The sequence below is a fragment of the Azohydromonas sediminis genome (assembly GCF_003574675.1).
In the GTDB taxonomy this organism is placed as follows: Bacteria; Pseudomonadota; Gammaproteobacteria; order Burkholderiales; family Burkholderiaceae_C; genus Calidifontimicrobium; species Calidifontimicrobium sediminis.
Window position 1 is genome coordinate 57,278 of the sequence record NZ_QOAZ01000009.1, and the last position, 18,297, is coordinate 75,574.

At 75.6% G+C, this 18,297-nt stretch carries 20 protein-coding genes; 14 read left to right on the top strand and 6 right to left on the bottom strand.

Annotation, left to right across the window (positions count from 1 at the left end; translation table 11 throughout):
• The first annotated feature begins 12 nt into the window (after positions 1-12).
• The 7 genes from DRV96_RS07175 (at position 13) to DRV96_RS07205 (ending at position 6,224) form a co-directional block, all read left to right on the top strand.
• Positions 13-441, top strand: a complete 429-nt coding sequence (locus DRV96_RS07175) for a DnaJ family domain-containing protein (RefSeq protein WP_119289343.1) — start codon at positions 13-15, stop codon at positions 439-441.
• A gap of 242 nt (positions 442-683) precedes the next feature.
• Entirely contained in the window at positions 684-2,240 is a 1,557-nt protein-coding gene (locus DRV96_RS07180; protein WP_119289462.1) for a cryptochrome/deoxyribodipyrimidine photo-lyase family protein, read from the top strand.
• Positions 2,237-2,428 carry a DUF2256 domain-containing protein gene (locus DRV96_RS07185; RefSeq protein ID WP_119289345.1) on the top strand — a complete coding sequence of 64 codons (192 nt, stop codon included), beginning with the start codon at positions 2,237-2,239 and terminating at the stop codon, positions 2,426-2,428. Before DRV96_RS07180 ends, DRV96_RS07185 begins: the two co-directional genes overlap by 4 nt.
• The gene (locus DRV96_RS07190) at positions 2,421-3,974 is read left to right on the top strand and encodes a cryptochrome/photolyase family protein (protein ID WP_235823313.1); all 1,554 of its coding nucleotides are present in this window, start codon (positions 2,421-2,423) and stop codon (positions 3,972-3,974) included. Before DRV96_RS07185 ends, DRV96_RS07190 begins: the two co-directional genes overlap by 8 nt.
• A gap of 3 nt (positions 3,975-3,977) precedes the next feature.
• Positions 3,978-5,168, top strand: a complete 1,191-nt coding sequence (locus tag DRV96_RS07195) for an FAD-binding domain-containing protein (RefSeq protein WP_119289347.1) — start codon at positions 3,978-3,980, stop codon at positions 5,166-5,168.
• 109 nt (positions 5,169-5,277) lie between these two features.
• Positions 5,278-5,490: a thiol-disulfide oxidoreductase DCC family protein gene (locus DRV96_RS18380; protein WP_119289349.1), complete on the top strand. Its 213-nt coding sequence runs from the start codon at positions 5,278-5,280 to the stop codon at positions 5,488-5,490.
• Entirely contained in the window at positions 5,487-6,224 is a 738-nt protein-coding gene (locus DRV96_RS07205) for an SDR family NAD(P)-dependent oxidoreductase (RefSeq protein ID WP_119289352.1), read from the top strand. The genes DRV96_RS18380 and DRV96_RS07205 overlap by 4 nt, the downstream gene beginning before the upstream one ends.
• Positions 6,225-6,258: 34 nt before the next feature.
• Here DRV96_RS07205 and DRV96_RS07210 read toward each other — a convergent pair whose 3' ends face one another.
• Positions 6,259-7,107: a ProQ/FINO family protein gene (locus DRV96_RS07210; RefSeq protein WP_119289354.1), complete on the bottom strand. Its 849-nt coding sequence runs from the start codon at positions 7,105-7,107 to the stop codon at positions 6,259-6,261.
• Between the two features lie 117 nt (positions 7,108-7,224).
• Here DRV96_RS07210 and DRV96_RS07215 point away from each other — a divergent pair, with 117 nt between their 5' ends.
• The 5 genes from DRV96_RS07215 (at position 7,225) to DRV96_RS07235 (ending at position 11,758) form a co-directional block, all read left to right on the top strand.
• Complete coding sequence (locus DRV96_RS07215; RefSeq protein ID WP_119289356.1) at positions 7,225-8,571, top strand: M16 family metallopeptidase; 1,347 nt, start codon at positions 7,225-7,227, stop codon at positions 8,569-8,571.
• Positions 8,568-10,121, top strand: coding sequence for a M16 family metallopeptidase (locus DRV96_RS07220; RefSeq protein ID WP_119289358.1), 1,554 nt, complete (start codon positions 8,568-8,570; stop codon positions 10,119-10,121). Before DRV96_RS07215 ends, DRV96_RS07220 begins: the two co-directional genes overlap by 4 nt.
• 78 nt (positions 10,122-10,199) lie before the next feature.
• Positions 10,200-10,868: a CAP domain-containing protein gene (locus DRV96_RS07225; RefSeq protein ID WP_119289361.1), complete on the top strand. Its 669-nt coding sequence runs from the start codon at positions 10,200-10,202 to the stop codon at positions 10,866-10,868.
• Positions 10,869-11,033: 165 nt separating this feature from the next.
• Entirely contained in the window at positions 11,034-11,249 is a 216-nt protein-coding gene (locus DRV96_RS07230; RefSeq protein ID WP_119289363.1) for a hypothetical protein, read from the top strand.
• A 263-nt stretch (positions 11,250-11,512) separates the two neighbouring features.
• Positions 11,513-11,758 (top strand): hypothetical protein, encoded by a 246-nt coding sequence (locus DRV96_RS07235; RefSeq protein ID WP_119289365.1) that lies wholly within the window; start codon positions 11,513-11,515, stop codon positions 11,756-11,758.
• Positions 11,759-11,795: 37 nt separating this feature from the next.
• Here the strand turns inward: DRV96_RS07235 and glpK are convergent, their stop codons facing one another.
• The gene (gene glpK / locus DRV96_RS07240; RefSeq protein WP_119289367.1) at positions 11,796-13,292 is read right to left on the bottom strand and encodes a glycerol kinase GlpK; all 1,497 of its coding nucleotides are present in this window, start codon (positions 13,290-13,292) and stop codon (positions 11,796-11,798) included.
• A 91-nt stretch (positions 13,293-13,383) separates the two neighbouring features.
• Between glpK and DRV96_RS07245 the strand changes: the two genes are divergently transcribed.
• Both DRV96_RS07245 and DRV96_RS07250 read left to right on the top strand, forming a co-directional pair.
• Positions 13,384-14,370: a DMT family transporter gene (locus DRV96_RS07245; protein ID WP_119289369.1), complete on the top strand. Its 987-nt coding sequence runs from the start codon at positions 13,384-13,386 to the stop codon at positions 14,368-14,370.
• Between the two features lie 76 nt (positions 14,371-14,446).
• Positions 14,447-14,752 carry a hypothetical protein gene (locus DRV96_RS07250; RefSeq protein WP_119289371.1) on the top strand — a complete coding sequence of 102 codons (306 nt, stop codon included), beginning with the start codon at positions 14,447-14,449 and terminating at the stop codon, positions 14,750-14,752.
• Positions 14,753-14,838: 86 nt separating this feature from the next.
• Here the strand turns inward: DRV96_RS07250 and glcF are convergent, their stop codons facing one another.
• From glcF to glcE, 4 genes are read right to left on the bottom strand one after another with little or no spacing between them, the layout of a single operon-like run.
• Positions 14,839-16,098, bottom strand: a complete 1,260-nt coding sequence (glcF, locus tag DRV96_RS07255; RefSeq protein ID WP_119289373.1) for a glycolate oxidase subunit GlcF — start codon at positions 16,096-16,098, stop codon at positions 14,839-14,841.
• Between the two features lie 17 nt (positions 16,099-16,115).
• On the bottom strand, positions 16,116-16,829 hold the full coding sequence (locus tag DRV96_RS07260; RefSeq protein ID WP_119289375.1) for an LrgB family protein: 714 nt from the start codon (positions 16,827-16,829) through the stop codon (positions 16,116-16,118).
• A 9-nt stretch (positions 16,830-16,838) separates the two neighbouring features.
• On the bottom strand, positions 16,839-17,189 hold the full coding sequence (locus tag DRV96_RS07265; protein ID WP_119289377.1) for a CidA/LrgA family protein: 351 nt from the start codon (positions 17,187-17,189) through the stop codon (positions 16,839-16,841).
• Positions 17,190-17,199: 10 nt separating this feature from the next.
• On the bottom strand, positions 17,200-18,297 hold the full coding sequence (gene glcE, locus DRV96_RS07270; protein ID WP_119289380.1) for a glycolate oxidase subunit GlcE: 1,098 nt from the start codon (positions 18,295-18,297) through the stop codon (positions 17,200-17,202).

The following is an 18,297-nucleotide window of genomic DNA, read 5'->3' on the forward strand; positions in this document are numbered from 1 at the left end:
CCGGACAGCCGCATGAACCGCCACACCGCGTCCGGCCCCTGGTGGCACGCCGCGCGCGACGTGCAACGCCGCGCCGACGACGCCAGGCGTCGCGAGCGCGACGAGCGCGTGCGCTCGCTCGACGAGCGCATCGGCGAGTGCGTGTCGCAGGCGGTGGCTTCGGGCGAGCTGCAGAAGAGCGCCGCGTGGGGCCGCCCGCTGCCCGACGACGGCTACTTCGACGCGCCGCCCGAGCTGCGGCTGGCGTTCAAGGTGCTGCGCAACGCGGGTCAGGTGCCGCCCGAGGTCGAGCTGATGCAGGAACTGCAGCGCTGGCGCGACCAGCTCGCCACGCTGGACACGGCAAGCGCCGACGCGCAGGCGCTGCGTGCACGCATCGCCGAGCGCGAGCTGCTGATTCGCCTGCGCGTCGAGCGGCTGGCGCGCACGCTGACGCTGTGAGAGTGCGCCGCGCGCGCGGTCGACGAGCCTCAGTCCAAGTGGCGCGCCGAGCGGCTCGAGCACGGCGGGCGGCGTCGTGCTCGCACCGCCGCGGTGGCCGTGTAGCGGCCTCGTCGACGTGTCCGCGGGTGGCGCGGGTGCGCGTGCCCGCAAGCGGCCGCAGCCCCACGCCGGCAAGGTCATGGGCCTTCGCGCATGCTCGCACCCATGGTCGCGAGCGGGGGGCGGGCTTGAAGGCGGTGGTGTGGCTCAAGCGCGACCTGCGCGTGCGCGACCACGCGCCGCTCGCCGCTGCCGCGGCGGCCGACGAGGCGCTCGCGCTGGCCGTGATCGAGCCGGCCTGGCTCGCGAGCCCCGAGTGCCACCCGCGCCACGTCGCATGGAAGCTCGCCGCGCTGAGCGAACTGCGCGAGGCGCTGGCCGTGCGCGGACTGCCGCTGGTGGTTCGCGTGGGCCCGATCCCCGACGTGTTCGACGCGCTGCGCCGCGAATTCGCGTTCACGCACCTGTTCAGCCACGAGGAAACCGGCCCCGGCTGGACCTACGACCGCGACCGCACGGTGGCCGCGTGGTGCCGTGCGCGCGGCGTCGCTTGGCAGGAGTTCGCGCAGACCGGTGTGATCCGCCGTCTGCGCAGCCGCAACGGCTGGGCGCAGCGCTGGCAGCAGCGCATGGACGCGCCCGAGGTCGCGATGCCCGCGGGCTGGCGCGGCGCACCGGTCGCGCCCGCGCCGCTGCCCACGCCCGCCGGCCTCGGGCTGCCGGCCGTCGATGCGCCGACGGCGGCCGGCGAGCGCGCCGCGTGGGCGACGCTCGCGAGCTTCCTCGCCGGCCGCGGACGCGGCTACCGCCGGCACCTGTCGAGCCCGCTCGCCGCTGCCGACGGCTGCAGCCGGCTCAGCGAGCACCTCGCGTTCGGCACGATCTCGATGCGCTGCATGCACCAGGCCACCTCGGCGCGCATCGACGCACTGGCCGCCGGCGACGCCGACGAGCGCCGCTTCGCGCACGACCTGCGCGGTTTCGCCGGCCGGCTGCGCTGGCACTGCCACTTCATGCAGAAGCTCGAGGACGAGCCGGCGATCGAGTTCCGCCACTTCGCCCGCGCCTGCGACGGCCTGCGCCCGGGTGACGGCGTGGCGTGGGACGCCGAGGCGCAGCGCCGCTTCGACGCGTGGCGCGAGGGCGCGACCGGCTACCCGATGGTCGACGCCTGCATGCGCTCGCTGAACGCGACCGGGTGGCTCAACTTCCGCATGCGCGCGATGCTGGTGTCGTTCGCGTCGTACCACCTGTGGCTGCACTGGCGGCCCACCGGGCTGCATCTGGCGCGCCAGTTCCTCGACTTCGAGGCCGGCATCCACTGGAGCCAGATGCAGATGCAAAGCGGCACCACCGGCATCAACACGCTGCGCATCTACTCGCCGACCAAGCAGGCGCTCGACCACGATGCCGACGGCACGTTCGTGCGCCGCTGGGTGCCCGAACTGCAAGGCGTGCCCACCGCGTTCGTCGCGCAGCCGTGGCGCATGCCCGCCGACGTGCAGCAGCGCGCCGGCTGCGTGATCGGGCGCGACTACCCGCCGCCGGTCGTCGACGACCGTGCGGCCGTCGAGCACGCGAAGCAGCGGCTGTATGCGCTGCGCGCCGAGCCCGAGGCGCGTGCCGAAGCTGACGCGATCCAGCAGCGCCACGGCAGCCGCAAGAGCGGGCTGCCGCCGACGGCGCGCCCGCGCGGACGCGCCGCGACGCCGCGTGCCGCGGCCCAGCGTGACCTCTTCGACGAGGCCGCGCCGTGACGGCCGCGCGCGGCTTCAAGGGCAACAAGCAGTCGCTGCCGCGCAAGGTCTGCGCGGTGTGCGGGCGCGAGATGGCGTGGCGCAAGGCCTGGGCGAAGAACTGGGACGACGTGAAGGTCTGCAGCGACGCGTGCCGGCGGCGCAAAGGCAAGGGCCACGCCGCGGCGACGGAGGCGGGCGGTGGCTGACGCGACGCCGCTGCGCCACCTCGTGCTCGTGCTCGGCGACCAGCTCGACCGGGGCTCGTCGGCGTTCGACGGCTTCGACGCCGCGCGCGACGCGGTGTGGATGGCCGAGGTCGACGCCGAGTCGACGCACGTGCCGTCGTCGAAGCCGCGCACGGCGATGTTCCTGAGCGCGATGCGCCACTTCGCGCACGCATTGCGCGACGAGGGCCTCGCGCTGCACTACCGGCATCTCGACGACCCGGCGAACCGCCACACGCTGGCCGGCGAGCTCGAGGCGGCGGTGCAGGCGCTGAAGCCGCAGCGGCTCCTGACGACCGAGCCCGGCGAGTGGCGCGTGCGCAAGGCGCTGGCCGCGGCCGCGCAGCGGCTCGGCGTGCCGCTCGAGATCCGCGCCGACCGCCACTTCCTCGCCAGCGTCGACGAGTTCGCCGCGCACGCGAAGGGACGCAAGGGCCTGCGCATGGAGTTCTTCTACCGCGAGATGCGGCGGCGCCACCGCGTGTTGATGGAGGGTGACGAACCCTGCGGTGGCCAGTGGAACTACGACGCCGACAACCGCGAGGCCTTCGACGCGCGCGGCCCCGGCTTCGTGCCGCCACGTCCAACGTTCGCGCCCGACGCGATCACGCGCGACGTGATCGACCTCGTGAACCGTCGCTTCGCCGACCACCCGGGTTCGCTCGATTCGTTCGCGTGGCCGGTGACGCGCACGCAGGCGCTGCGCGCGCTCGACGCGTTCGTCGACGAGCGCCTCGAGTCGTTCGGCCGCTTCCAGGACGCGATGTGGCCCGGCGAGCCGTGGCTGTACCACTCACACCTTTCGGCGGCGCTGAACCTGAAGCTGCTGCACCCGAAGGAAGTCATCGACCGTGCCGAGGCCGCCTACCGCGCCGGCCGCGTGCCGCTCGCCAGCGCCGAGGGCTTCATCCGCCAGATCCTCGGCTGGCGCGAGTACGTGCGCGGCATCTACTGGACGCGCATGCCCGGCTACCTCGCGCTCAACGCGCTCGACGCACACCAGCCGCTGCCGGCGTTCTACTGGCGTGGCGACGTGCCGATGGCGTGCCTGGCCGACGCGATCGGCTCCACGCTCGCGCACGGCTACGCGCACCACATCCAGCGGCTGATGGTCACCGGGCTGTACGCGCTGCTGCTCGGCGTCGCGCCGCAGCAGGTGCACGCGTGGTACCTCGCCGTCTACGTCGACGCCGTCGAGTGGGTCGAGCTGCCGAACACGCTGGGCATGAGCCAGTACGGCGACGGCGGCCTGATGGCGAGCAAGCCTTACGCGGCCAGCGGCAAGTACCTCGACCGCATGAGCCCGTACTGCAAGGGCTGCCGCTTCGACCCGGCGAAGGCCGGCGGCGACGACGCGTGTCCGTTCACGACGCTGTACTGGGACTTCCTCGCGCGCCATGAGCACCGATTCGCCCAGCACCCGCGCATGGCGCTGCAGGTGAAGAACCTCGCGCGCCCGAGCGCCACCGAGCGCGCCGCGATCGCGGCGCGCGCCGATCACCTGCGGGCCCGCGACGGCCTGCCCTGACCGATGGTCCCCGACGACTTCCCGCCCACCGCCGACGCCGCGCGCGCGCGGCTCGCCGCGATCCGCCCCGACGCCTACGCGCGCACTCGCAACCGCCTCGACGGCGCCGTCACGCGGCTGTCGCCGTACCTGACGCACGGCTTCCTGACGCTGCGCGATGTCGCCGCCGCGCTCGCCGAGCGCCACGCGCTGCCCGTGCAGCACAAGCTGGTCTACGAGCTCGGCTGGCGCGCGTACTTCCGCCACGCGTGGCGCCACCTCGGCGACGGCATCTTCGCGTCGCTGCACCCCGGCCCGCTGCCCGACGCGGCCTATGCACGCGAGCTGCCGGCCGACGTGCGCGAGGCGCGCACCGGCGTGCCGGTCGTCGACGAGGCGGTGCGCGCGCTGTACGCGACCGGCTGGCTGCACAACCACGCGCGGCTGTGGCTCGCGTCGTACCTCGTGCACCTGCGCAAGGTGCACTGGAAGGCCGGCGCCGACTGGCTCTACGCGCACCTGCTCGACGGCGACCTCGCGAGCAACCACCTGAGCTGGCAGTGGGTCGCCGGCACCGGCAGCCACAAGCCGTACCTTTTCAACGCCGACAACGTCGCGAAGTACGCGCCGCCGGCCTGGCACTCGCCCGGCAGCGTGCTCGACGCCGGCTACGACGCACTCGAGCGGCTCGCGCATGCACCGCAGCCGGTGCCCGCCGCGCCGCGCGCCGACGGCGTGGCCGAGCCGCGCCTTTGGCATGCGCCGCCCGACGACCTCGACCTGTGCACCGCGCCGAACCGCGCGAGCGTCGCCGGCCGCGACGTCTGGCTCGTGCACCCGTGGGCGCTGCGCGCGCCGCCGCCCGACCTGCCGGCCAGCACGGTGCGCGTCGGGGTGTGCGAGCGGGGCTTCCACCTCCGCTGGGGCTGGAGCGAGCGCCGCTGGCGCTTCGTCGCCACCCGCTTGGCGGCGCTCGCCGACCACCTGTGGTGGGCCGACGCCGAGGACTTGCGCGCGACGCTGGCCGCCGCGCGCTCGGTGCGCAGCGTCGCCGACCCGCACCTCGGCGCGCTGCTCGACGGCGTCGCCGCACTCGACGCCGAGCCGGCGCTGTTTGCCGAGCCGCCGCGCCGATGCGCATCGTTCTCGCAGTACTGGGCGCGCGTCAGCCGCGGCGAGAGCCGCCTCGACGAGCTGCTGAGCGAGGCGGGCTGAGCCGTGCGCTTCGTGCGCGCCGGGCTGCGCGGACGATAAACCCCGTCGGTTCGCATACCCATTGGTTCAAGCAAAAACCATGGAGTCATCCGCGTGCCAAGATTGGCGCATGCACGCGCTGCGCAACCCGAGCCCACCCGCACCGACTCCCGGCGCCGGGGCGCCCGCGCTGAGCGTGCTCTACGACGGCGCGTGCCCGCTGTGCCGGCGCGTGATCGGCCTCTGCCGCGGCCTGCGCGCGACGCGCCCGCTGTGCTTGGCCGACGTCGGCGCCGCCGCGCGGCTGCGCCGGTCTTCGGCCGCATCGGACGCCGCGCGATGACCCCGGTCGCCCTCGTCACCGGCGCGCGCGGCGGCATCGGACGCGCGCTGCTGCCGCGGCTGCGCGCGCAGGGCTTCGGCGTCGCGGCCGTCGGCCGCGCGGCCGAGCCGCTGCACGCGCTCGGCGCCGACGCCTGCATCGCCGCCGACACGACGACGCCCGAAGGCGCCGCCGCCGCGATCGAGCAGTGCCGCGCGCAGCTCGGCGCGGTGCCGACGCACCTCGCGCACTGTGTCGGCAGCACGCTGATCGCGCCGCTGCACCGCACGAAGGCCGAGCAGTACGGCGAGGTGCTGCGCGTCAACCTCGACAGCGCGTTCTTCGTGCTGCAGGCGTGGGCCGACGCGCTGCGCGAGGCCGCGAGGCCGGGTGCGGCGGTGCTCGTGTCGTCGGTCGTCGCGCGCATCGGCGTGGCCAATCACGAGGCCATCGCGGCCGCCAAGGGCGGCGTCGAGGCGCTCGCGCGCAGCGCGGCGGCCACGTATGCGACGCTGGGGCTGCGCGTCAACGTCGTCGCGCCGGGCATGACCGACACGCCGATGACGGCGGGCCTGCTCAAGGTCGCCGCGATGCGCGAAGCCGCCGGCCGCCAGTACCCGCTGGGCGGCGTGCAGACCGCCGATCAGGTGGCCGACGTGATCGCGTGGCTGCTGTCCGACGCGGCCGCGCGCGTGACCGGGCAGGTGATCGCCGTCGACGGCGGGTTCACGCAGGTGCGGCCGCTCGTCAAGTAGCGCCAGAGTAGCGCCAGCGGCCGCCGCGGCGTGCTCAGCGCGCCGCGCGCGGCGGCCGGGGCGCGCGCGGGCCGGGACGCTCGTCGCGCGGTCGGGCGGTGCCGGCCTCGTGCGGCCCGCGGGGCCCGCGCGGGCTGTCGCGACGCCCGGTGTGCGGGCCGCCGTGCGCGGGGTCGCCCGGGCCGCCCGGGCCTCGGGCGTGGGGCGGCGGCGCCCGCTCGGCGGCCTCGCGCCGCGCGAGCTTGAGCTGCGCCTGCAGCGCGTCGGGCGCGAGGCCCTTTAGCGCAGCGAAGTTGGCCGCCGTCAGCGTTGTGCGCTCGAAGTCGCGCAGCAGCTGTGCACGCGCGCGCCTCGCCTGCGCCTGCTGCGCACGCGCCTCGTGCTCGGCACGTTCGGCCGCACGGGCGGCCTCGCGTTCGGCGGCGCGCTGCGCCGCGTGGCGCTCGCGCCGGCGCGCGAGCTCGTCGAGCGCGGCCTGCCGGTGCTCGGGCGCGATCTCGCCGGCCGGCTCGCCGTCGAGGCCGATGCGCTGCGTGCCGCGCGCCACCGCGTTGAGGTACGCGGTGCTGTTCGTGTACCGCCGCATGAAGGCCGACAGCACGGCTTTCGAGAACACGCCCGGCGCGCGCGCCTGGATGTCGGCGTGCACGCGCAGCTTCAGCGGCTTCGGCGCGCCGGCGAACAGCGCCGGGAACAGCTCGGCGAGCCGCTGGCCGCACTGCGCCGGCGTCATCGACGCGGCCGGCGAGGCGGCCGCCGACGCTGCAGCGGGCGGCGCTGCACCGTCGGCCGCCGTCACACCGGGGGTCGTGGCCTCGTGCGGCTCGGGGCTCGCCGCCGGCGGCGTGGGCTCGTTCGGCAGGGCGTCGTCGGGGTCGGACATGCGGGGGCGCGCTCAGTCGGGGCGCACCATGGTACCGACGCCCCCGCGCGCCGGCGCCGTGCACGGCGGCGTGGCGCGGCGCGTTATCGTGGCGTCCGTCGCCCCGTGTCCGCCTCCATGCCCGTCACCCGCCGTCGCCTGCTGCTCGTCGTGCCGGCCGCGCTCGCGCTGCCGACGCTCGCGCCGGCGGCAGCGCTGCGCGTGCCGCCGCTGGCGCTGCAGTCGTGGCGGCTGCCCAACGGGCTGCAGGTGTATGCGCTGCCCGATGCGGCGGCGGCCACCGTCAGCGTGCAGGTCTGGTACCGCGTCGGCGCCAAGGACGACCCGCCGGGGCGCTCGGGCTTCGCGCACCTGTTCGAGCACCTGATGTACAAGGGCACGCGCCACATGCCCGCCGAGACGATCGACCGCCTGACCGAGGACGTCGGCGGGCAGAACAACGCGTTCACCGTCGACGACGTCACGGTCTATCACAGCGAGGTGCCGGCCAACCACCTCGAGCCACTGCTGTGGGCCGAGGCCGAGCGCATGGCGCACCTCGAGGTCGATCAGGCCAGCCTCGACAGCGAGCGCCACGTCGTCGTCGAGGAGTACCGCGAGCGCGTGCTCGCCGACCCCTACGGCCGCTTCTTCGAGGCGTTGCCCGCGCTCGCGTTCGACGTGCACCCGTACCGCCGCGGCGTGATCGGCCGCATCGACGACCTGCGCGCGGCCACGCTCGACGACGTGCGCGCGTTCCACCGCACCTACTACCGCCCCGACAACGCGGCGCTGATCGTCGCCGGCGGGTTCGACGTGGCCGACCTCGCGCGCTGGGTGCAGCGCCACTTCGGGCCGGTCGAGGCGCCGGGCACGCCGATCCCGCGCGTCGCGGTCGTCGAGCCGCCGCGCCGGCGCGACGAGGCGCGGCGGCTGGCTGCGCCGCACGTGCCGCTGCCGGCCGTGGCGCTGGTGTGGCGCGCGCCGGGCGCCGCGCACCGCGACGCCGCTGCGCTGCAGGTCGCGTCGGCGCTGCTGGCCGGCGGCCACTCGTCGCGGCTGCATGCGGCGCTGGTGCGCGAGCGTCACCTCGCGAATGCGGTCGGCTTCGGTGCCGACCTGCGTGCCGACGCCGGCACGCTGGCCGGCTGGGCGATCGCCGCCGGTGGCGTGCCACCGGCACGGCTGCTGGGCGTGCTCGCCGCCGAGACGCTGCGACTGGCCGAGAAGCCGCCGTCGGCGGCGGAACTGGCCAAGGTGCGCGCGCAGCTGACGACGGCCGCACTCGTCGAGCGCGAGACGCCGGCCGGCCGCGCCGAGGCGCTCGGCTGGGCACTCGTGCTGCGCGGCGACGCGCACGCGGCCGACCGCGCGCTCGACGAGCTGCAAGCCGTCACCGCGGCCGACGTGCAGCGCGTCGCGCGTGAACACCTGCTGCGGGCACGCCGCGTCGCGCTGACCTACGTGCAGGGTGCCCCCGGGTGAGCACCGCGCCCGCGGCGGCCGCCGGCGCGCGCGGGGGCGCGAGCGCTCGCGCGCACGGCCGGCCTTTTGCGTGCCTGCCGCGCGCACGGCACGTGGCGCTCGTGCTGCTCGCTGCCGCGATGGCGCTCGTCGGCGTGCCGAGCGCGCACGCGACAACCGCCACCCCGCCGCCGCCTGCCGCTGCGCGGCCGCTCGCGCTGCCGCCGCTGCACGAGATCACGCTCGACAACGGCCTCGCGACGATCGTCGCTGCGCGCCCCGGGCTGCCGCTGGTCACGGTGGCGATCGTGCTGCGCGCCGGCGCCGCGTCCGACCCGCCGGGCCGCGCTGGGCTCGCCGCCGCGACGGCGGCGCTGCTCGCGCGCGGCGCGCAGCGCGGCGGGCGGCGCGTCGATGCGGCGGCGCTCGCGCGCCAGGCCGAGGCGCTCGGTGCGAGCCTCGACACCGCGCACGGCTGGCACAGCGTCAGCGTCTCGATGACGGTGGCCACGCCGCAGCTCGACGCCGCGCTCGCGTTGCTGGCCGACGTCGTGCGCCGCCCGCTGCTGGCCGCCAACGAGTTGGCGCGCTGGCGGTTGCAGGCACTCGACGACCTCGACCTCGCGCGGGCCAACCCCGCCGCCGTCGCCGCGCGCGTCGCACGCCGGCTGCACTGGGGCACGAGCCCCTACGGCGCGGTGACGACGCCGGCGTCGCTGTGGCGGCTCACGCGCGACGACGTCGTCGCGTTCCACCGCCGCGCCGCGCGCCCCGACCGCGCGCTGCTCGTGCTGGCCGGCGACGTCACGCCGGCGCAGGCCCTCGCGCTCGCGCGCCGGCACCTGGGCGACTGGCGGGCGCCGACCCGCGCGGCCATTGCCGACGACGCACCGCGCCCGGCCGCGCCGATGGCCGTGCGCGAGGCGTGGGTCGACATGCCCGGTGCCGGCCAGAGCAGCGTCGTCGTCGCGGCGCCGTGGGTCGCGCTCGGCGACGCCGACCTGCGCGTCGCGCAGGTGGCCGCGGCCGTGCTCGGCGGCGGCTACTCGGCGCGGCTGAACCAGCAGGTGCGCATCCGCCGCGGGCTGAGCTACGGCGTGTTCGCCGACGGCGAGGCCTTCGCCGGCGGCGGCTGGTGGAGCGCCACCGCGCAGACCGACCACGCCACCGCGGCCGAGGTGCTGCGGCTGATCCGCGACGAAGTCGAGCGCCTGGCGCGCGACGCACCGCAGCCCGGCGAACTGGCCGCGCGCAAGGCGGCGCTGGTGGGGGGCTTCGCACGGGCGTGGGAGACGACGGCCGGCATCGCCGCGCTGCTCGCCGGCCACTGGGCCGCCGACCGCCCGTGGGGCGCATTGGCCGCCTACCCCGACGAGATCGGCGCCGTGACGGCCGAGCAGGTGCGCGACTTCGCCGCGCGCCGCTGGCCGCCGCAGGTGCTGCGCGCCGTCGTCGCCGGCGACCTCGCAGCCGCCGGTGCCGCAGTACCGCCTCCCACGGAGCACACGTGGCGCCTGCCGCACACCGAACTCGACTTCGACCGCGCGCAACTCGTCGCCGAGCCGCCCTGACGCGCCGGCGCACGGCCGTTACGCCGCCGTTACCGCCGCGGTGCGAAGCACGCCGCAGCGGGCCTCGAGAATGCCGGCATGCCGCGCACGACCCCTGCCGATCCGGCACATGCCCCGCGACTTGCGCGTCTTGCGCGCTGTCGCACGCTGGCCGGCCTGGTGGCCACGCTGGCGCTGGGGGCCTGCGGTGGGGGCGGCGGCGACACCGCCGACGCACCGCCGGCGCTGGCGACGGGCGACAGCGCCACCGCGCCGGCCGCTCCGAGCCCATCACCGCCACTGCCTCCCGCCCCCGCGACCGCCACGGCCAGCGCCACCTGCGGGCTGACCAACTTCGCGGCGCTGGCGCTGCAGCGCATCAACGCGCTGCGCGCCGGCGGCGCGACCTGCGGCAGCACGACCTACGCGCCAGCGCCGGCGCTGGCGTGGCACGCGCAGCTCGACGCGGCTGCGGCCGGCCACGCGGCCGACATGGCCGCGCGCAACTACTTCAGCCACACGAGCCCCGAAGGCGTCGGCCCCGGCACGCGCATCACCAACGCAGGCTACGCCTGGCGCACCTACGGCGAGAACATCGCCGCCGGCTACGGTAGCGTCGAGGCCGTCGTCGCCGCGTGGGCCGCGAGCCCCGGCCACTGCGCGAACCTGATGAACCCGAACGTGCAGCACATGGCGCTGGCCTGCGCGCGCGCGACCGGCGCCGGTTACGCCACCTACTGGACGCTGAACCTCGCCGCGCCGCGCTGAACGCGGCGCCGAAGCACGAGCCCGCGCATTCGGCGGCGATGCGCGAGTGGGGCAGCGGGCCGGCCTCGGACATCGGTGCCCGGCGAGTGAACGGCAGGGATAGCGGGTGTTTCGCCCGTCTACACGGCGCCATCGGGCAGGCGCCGCAGGCCCGACAATGCGCCCATGACCGTCTTCTACTGGGTGATGGGCGTGCTGATCGTCGGCACCTTCGTGCCGTCGGCGCTGTACTTCGTGCTCTACGGCGTCGCCGGCGAAGACGCCTGCCTGCGCCGTGCGCGCACGCTGTGGGGCTTCACGCGGGTGTTCTCGCTGCTGGCGTTCAACATCCTCATCTGGGGCCACGTCGCCGTCGGTCTGTGGAACATCTGGTTCTCCTGACGACGCAGGCACGCCCGCGTTGAGCGCGCCGGCACGGCGCGGCGAGGGCCACGTCGACGTGACCGGGCCGCCGGTCTCGTGCGGCGGCAGCACTCGACGGCGAGGTGCCGACCTTGCCGTCGATGCGGTGGAGACACGTGTATCAAGCGGTGACGCCAGTGAATCCGTCACGGTCGGTGGCGCGCGATCCCCCGAACCGGGCAATGCGGGGGCGGGCGCCGGTGTCGAAGATGCGGCCATCGGCATCGACCCGGGAGAACGCGATGAAAGCAGAGGTGACCGCGACGCCCGCGCCCGCACACGGCGCTTGCGAATCGATCGCGCAGGAGCGCCTGGGCATCCACGTGCCCGACGGCTACGTCGGTCCGCTGCTGCTGTCGGGGACCGGCCGCACCGTCTGGTGGACCGGCCGCGTGGCCATCGGCCTGCGCTACGAGCCGCCGCCGCGCGTCGAGCCGCAGGGGCAGGCGGCGACGTGGGTGCAACAGATGCTGCTGGCCACGCGCTGACGGCGGCGCGGCAGGCCGCCCTGCCGCGTTCGCGCCGTCACGGCGCGATGGCCTGCCTCACCGCCCGCTCCCACTGCGCCATCCGCTCGGCCGCGCGCCCGCGCGGCAACGTCGGCTCGAAGCGGCGCTGCGGCTGCCACAGCGCGGCCAGTTCGTCGAGGCTGCGCCACACGCCGGTGGCCAGGCCCGCGAGGTAGGCGGCGCCCAGCGCCGTCGTCTCGGTTACCTGCGGGCGCACCACCGGGATGCCGAGCAGGTCGGCCTGGAACTGCATCAGCAGGTCGTTGACGCAGGCGCCACCGTCCACGCGCAACTCGCTCACCGGTGCACTGCCGCTGGCGGCGGCGTCGGCGCTCATCGCCTGCAGCAGCGCCGCGCTCTGGTAGGCGATGCTCTCGAGCGCTGCGCGCGCGATGTGCGCCACCGTGCTGCCGCGCGTCAGGCCGGTGATGGTGCCGCGCGCATCCGCATTCCAGTACGGCGCGCCGAGCCCGGTGAAGGCGGGCACGAACATCACGCCGCCGCTGTCGGGCACGCTCGCGGCCAGCGCCTCCACGTCGCGGGTGGATTCGATCGCGTGCAGCCCGTCGCGCAGCCACTGCACGACGGCGCCGCCGACGAACACGCTGCCTTCGAGCGCGTACTGCTTCGCGCTGCCCACCTGCGCCGCCGCGGTGCTCACCAACCCGTGGCGCGAGCGCTCGAAGCGGCTGCCGGTGTGCATCAGCATGAAGCAGCCGGTGCCGTACGTGTTCTTGGCCTTCCCCGGCGCGAAGCAGGCCTGGCCGAACAGCGCCGCCTGCTGGTCGCCGGCGATGCCGGCGATCGGCACCGCGGCGCCGAGCAGCGCCGCCTCGGTCTCGCCGTAGACGTGGCTGGAGGCGTGCACCTTCGGCAGCACGCTGTCGGGCACGTGGAAGGCGGCCAGCAGCTCGTGGTCCCACACGTGGTGGCGCACGTCGAACAGCATCGTGCGCGCCGCGTTGCTGACGTCGGTGGCGTGCACGCGCCCGCCGGTGAGCTTGAACAGCAGCCAGCTGTCGACGGTGCCGAAGGCCAGCTCGCCGTGCGCGGCGGCGATGTGCGCGCCGCTCACGCGGTCGAGCAGCCAGCGCAGCTTGGTGGCCGAGAAGTACGAGTCGATCACGAGCCCGGTGGCGGCGCGCACGTGCTCGGCCAGCGCCGGCTGCGCGCGCAGCTGCGCGCACAGCGGCTCGGTGCGGCGGTCCTGCCAGACGATGGCGTGCGCCACCGGCTGGCTGGTGCGGCGGTTCCACAGCACGGTGGTCTCGCGCTGGTTGGTGATGCCGATGGCGGTGATGTCGCGCGCCGCGAGCCCGGCTTGGGCCAGCGCCTCGCGCGCGGTGTCGAGCTGCGTGGCCCAGATCTCGTTCGGGTCGTGCTCGACCCAGCCCGGCTGCGGGTAGATCTGCCGCAGCTCGCGCTGCGCCATCGCGACGACGCGCCCGCGCGCGTCGAACACGATGCTGCGCGAGCTGGACGTGCCCTGGTCGAGGGCGAGCAGGTGGGTCATCGCGGGGCTCCAGCCACGGGGTCGCGTGCAGGATAGCCGCCGCACGCCCGGCGCGGCATCGCGGCCGACCCGCAGCGACAATGCGCGCCCCATGCCACACCGCACCGCGCTCGTCACCGGCACCCTGTTCGCGCTCGCGGCGGGGCTGATGTGGGGCCTCGTCTTCGTCGCGCCGGTGCTGCTGGCCGACTACCCGCCGGCGCTGCTGTCGTTCGCGCGCTACCTGGCGTTCGGTCTGATCGCGCTGCCGCTGGCGTGGCTCGACCGCCAGCGCCTGCGCCAGCTCACGCGCGCCGACTGGGTGCAGGCGCTCGAGCTCGCGCTGGTGGGCAACGTCGTCTACTACCTGTTCCTCGCCGGTGCGATCCAGCACGCCGGTGCGCCGCTGCCGACGATGATCATCGGCACGCTGCCGGTCGCGATCGCGGTGAGCTCCAACCTGCGCGACGCGCGCCGCGACGGCCGCCTGCCGTGGGCGCGGCTGGCGCCGTCGCTGCTGGTGATCGCCGCCGGCATCGCGCTCGTCAACCAGGCCGAGCTCGCGCACCTGCGCGACGACCCGGCGGCCGACCTCGGCCGCTACGCGCTCGGTGCGCTGCTGGCGGTCGGCGCGGTGGCCTGCTGGACCTGGTACCCGATCCGCAACGCCGACTGGCTGCGCGCGCACCCCGACCGTTCGCCCACCGTGTGTGCCACTGCGCAGGGCGTGGCGACGCTGCCGCTGGCGGTGGCGGGCTTCGCCGGCTACTGGGCCTGGAGCGCGGCCAGCGGCAGCGCGTTCGCGATGCCGTGGGGACCGCGGCCGCAGCTGTTCGTCGGCCTGATGCTGGCCATCGGGCTGCTCGCGTCGTGGCTCGGCACGCTGTGCTGGAACGCGGCTAGCCAGCGGCTGCCGACGACGCTGACGGGCCAGCTGATCGTGTTCGAGACGCTGTCGGCGCTGGCCTACGCGCTCGCGCTGCGCGGCGCGTGGCCCGACACTGCGACGCTGGCCGGCATCGCGCTGCTGGTGGCCGGCGTCGTGCTCGCGCTGCGCGTGCGGCCGGTGCCGCTGGCGGCCGACGCGCACGCCGCCTGAAGGGGCATCGGCGCCGCCGGCGCAGCGGTTTGACTTCGATCAACGTCGGCGCCGGCGCGGCGGCGAAGATGCGCACATGGCCCACCGCATGATCCCGATCCACCCCGCCGGCGCCGCGCCGACGGTGCTGCCGCCGACGCTGGTCGGCGAGCCGGGGCGCGTGCGCGGCCTGCTGACGGCCCTGGAGCGCGCCGTGTGCGGCGAAGTCGGCCGCGCGCTGCCCGCCGGGGCGTGGCTGCGCGAGTTGCGCGTCGACGACGACGAGGCCGTCGTCGCGCTGGCGCCGGCCGTGGGGCGGCCCGAGGTGGTGCAGGTCGCGTTCGAGACGCTGCGCCGGCTGCTGCGCGACACCGACATCTACGTCGGCGCGGCGCGGCACTGACGACGGCACAACGCTCCCAAGCCCGCGCTGAGTCCCCGCCCGTCGTGCCGTGGCGGCCTGCGCAGGCAGGCCGCGCGCCGCGGCCTTCAGCCCAGCGCCTCGTCGACGACCTCGACCCAGTGCTTCACCGGCAGCGGCGTGCCGGTCTGCAGGTGCTGGATGCAGCCGATGTTGGCCGAGACGATGACCTGCGCATCGATCGGGGCCAGCGCCTGCAGCTTGCGGTCGCGCAGCTGGTAGGCCAGTTCGGGCTGCAGCACGCTGTAGGTGCCGGCCGAGCCGCAGCACAGGTGGCTGTCGCTCGGCGCGAGCTGCACGTCGAAACCGAGTGCGCGCAGGTGCGTCTCGACGCCGCCGCGCAGCTTCTGCCCGTGCTGCAGCGTGCACGGCGGGTGGAAGGCGAGCCGCTTGACCGGCACGCCGCGCGCCCCGGCGGCTTCGGCCGCGTGCGCGAGGCGCTCGCGCAGCGCCGGCACCAGGTCGGGCAGCAGTTCGCTGAGGTCCTTCGTCAGCGCGCTGACGAGTCGGGCCTTGTCGGCGTAGTCGAGGTCGTGCGCCAGCGCGTGGCCGTACTCCTTGACGGTGACGCCGCAGCCCGAGGCGTTCATCACGATCGCTTCGACCTCGCCGCGCTGCACCAGCGGCCACCACGCGTCGACGTTGCGCCGCATGTCGTCCAGGCCGCCCGCCGTGTCGCCCAGGTGCGTGCGCAGCGCGCCGCAGCAGCCCGCGCCGTCGGCCACCAGCGTCTGGATGCCGGCGGCGTCGAGCACGCGCGCGGTGGCGCTGTTGACGTTGGGCATCATCGCCGGCTGCACGCAGCCCAGCAGCAGCAGCACCTTGCGCGGGTGCGTCTGCGTCGGCCAGCGGTGCGCGCGCGCCGGGGCCTTCGCCGGGACCTTGTTCCTGAGCGCCTGTGGCAGCAGCGGCCGCGCGAGCTGGCCGAGCTTCAGCGCCGGCGCGAACAGCGGCGACGTCAGCCCCTCCTTCAGCAGCCAGCGCACCGCGCGCTCGCCGGCCGGCCGCTCGACGCGCTGCTCGACGATCTGGCGTCCGATGTCGACCAGGTGCCCGTACTGCACGCCGCTCGGGCACGTCGTCTCGCAGTTGCGGCACGTCAGGCAGCGGTCGAGGTGCAGCTGCGTCTTGCGCGTGACCGGCGCGCCTTCGAGCACCTGCTTGATCAGGTAGATGCGCCCGCGCGGGCCGTCGAGCTCGTCGCCGAGCAGCTGGTACGTCGGACACGTGGCGGTGCAGAAGCCGCAGTGGACGCACTTGCGCAGGATCGCCTCGGCCTCCTGGCCTTCGCGGGTGTGCTTGAACTCGTCGGCGAGCGCGGTTTGCATGGAACCTCGGTGGAACGTCAGAACAGCCGGAACGCCAGCGGCAGCAGCAGCGCGGCGAGCACGACCTGCAGGCCGAGCGCGAGCCCGGCGTAGGCACCGGCGTCGGGGTCGACCTGCAGCGCGCGCGCCGCGCCGAGGCCGTGCGACGCGGTGCCGAGCGCGAAGCCGCGCACCGCGCCCGGCGGCACGCGCAGCGCGTCGAACAGGTACTTCGCGCTGACCGCGCCCGTCATGCCGGTGAGCACCGCGAACGCGGCGGCCAGCGCCGGGATGCCGCCGATCTGCTCGGCGATGCCCATCGCCACCGGCGCCGTGACCGACTTCGGCGCGAGCGACAGCACGACGTCGCGCGGCAGGTCGAGCGCGAGCCCCAGCGCCACCGCGCTCGCCGCCGCGGCGCCGCCGCCGGCCAGCGCGGCGAGCACGATCGGGCCCGCGCGCCGGCGCAGCTCGGCGCGGCGCTGCCACAGCGGCCACGCGAGCGCGACGACCGCGGGTCCGAGCAGGAAGTGGATGAACTGCGCGCCCGAGAAGTAGGTCGGGTACGGCGTCGCGGTGGCCCACAGCAGCACGGCGAGCACGACGACGGTGACCAGCACCGGGTTGGCCCACGGCGGCTGGCCCAGCCGCTGCGCGAGCCCCTGCGCGCCGACGTAGACGGTGAGCGTGGCCGTCAGCCCGAACAGCGGCGTGGCCGACAGGTAGACCCACAGCTCGACGAAGCTCTGCACGGCCGTCCCTCAGGCCTGCGCCGGGCCGGGCAGCAGCGCGCGCAGCACGAGCGCCGTCACCGCGAGGCCGACCCACGTCGACAGCACGACGGCCACCGCCATGCGCACGCCGAAGCGCGCGATCAGGTCCAGGTGCACGACGACGCCGACGCCCACCGGCACGAACAGCAGCGACAGGTGCGCGAGCAGCGCGTCGGCCGCAGCGGCCACCGGGCGGCGCAGCGCCTCGACACGCAGCAGCGCCACGAGGATCAGCAGCCCGAGCACCGGCCCCGGCAGCGGCGCGTGCGTCAGCCGCGCGAGCGCCTCGCCGGCCGACTGGCACAGCAGCAGCACCGCGAGGCCCCGCAACGCGTCCATCGGCGATCGCTCAGAGATCCGGGTACAGCCGGCCCGGGTTGAAGACGCGGTCGGGGTCGAACGCGGTCTTCAGCTCGCGGTGGATCCGTGCCAGCGCGGGCGGCAGCGGCGCGAATGCGCCGGCACGGCGGTCGCCGCCGCGCCACAGCGTCGCGTGGCCGCCGGCGGCCGCCGCGGCATCGCGGATGCGCTGCGGCGCCTCGTCGCTCACCAGCCAGCGCTGCGCGCCACCCCACTCGACGAGCACGTCGCCGGCGAGCGCCAGCGGCGGCGTCGTCGGCGGCAACGACAGGCGCCACAGCGCGGCGCCGGCAGCGACCCTCGCGTGCGCGGCGGTGAAGAACTCGTCGCGCTGGTCGCGCAGTCCGTCCCAGAACGCAGCGGCGAGGGCGTCGTCGACGCGTTCGCCGCCGAGCTGCGCGCACGCGGCGTCGACCGCCGCACGGGCACCGGCCAGCCGCACCGCGAGCGTGCTCTGCCACCAAGCGCTGGCGTTGAGCGGCAGCGGCTGGCCGCCCCACGCATTGAGGTCGCGGATGGCCTGCGCCTGGTCCATCTCGAAGCGCAGCGTCGCGCGCGCCACCGGCGCCGGCAGCACCTTCAGCGACACCTCGCAGATCACGCCGAGGATCCCGAGTGAGCCGGCGAGCAGCCGCGCCACGTCGTAGCCGGCGACGTTCTTCATCACCTGGCCGCCGAAGCTCAGGACTTCGGCCTTGCCGTTGAGCATCGTCGCGCCGAGCACGTAGTCGCGCACGCCGCCCACCGCCGCGCGCGCCGGGCCGGCCAGGCCCGCGGCGACCATGCCGCCGACGGTGCCCCCCGCATCGTCGATGCTGCCGAAGCGCGGCGGCTCGAACGGCAGGCACTGGCCCTGCGCGGCCAGTGCCGCCTCGAGCTCGGCCAGCGGCGTGCCGGCGCGCACCGCGACGACGAGCTCGCTCGGCTCGTAGCGGCTGATGCCGGTGAGCTCGCGCACGTCCAACGGCTCGCCGACGGGCTCACCACCGTAGAACGCCTTCGTGCCCCCACCGCGGATCTCGAGCGCCGTACGACCCGCGCGCGCCGCCTGCACCCGCTCGACGAGCCGTGCCAGAGCCGCGTCCAT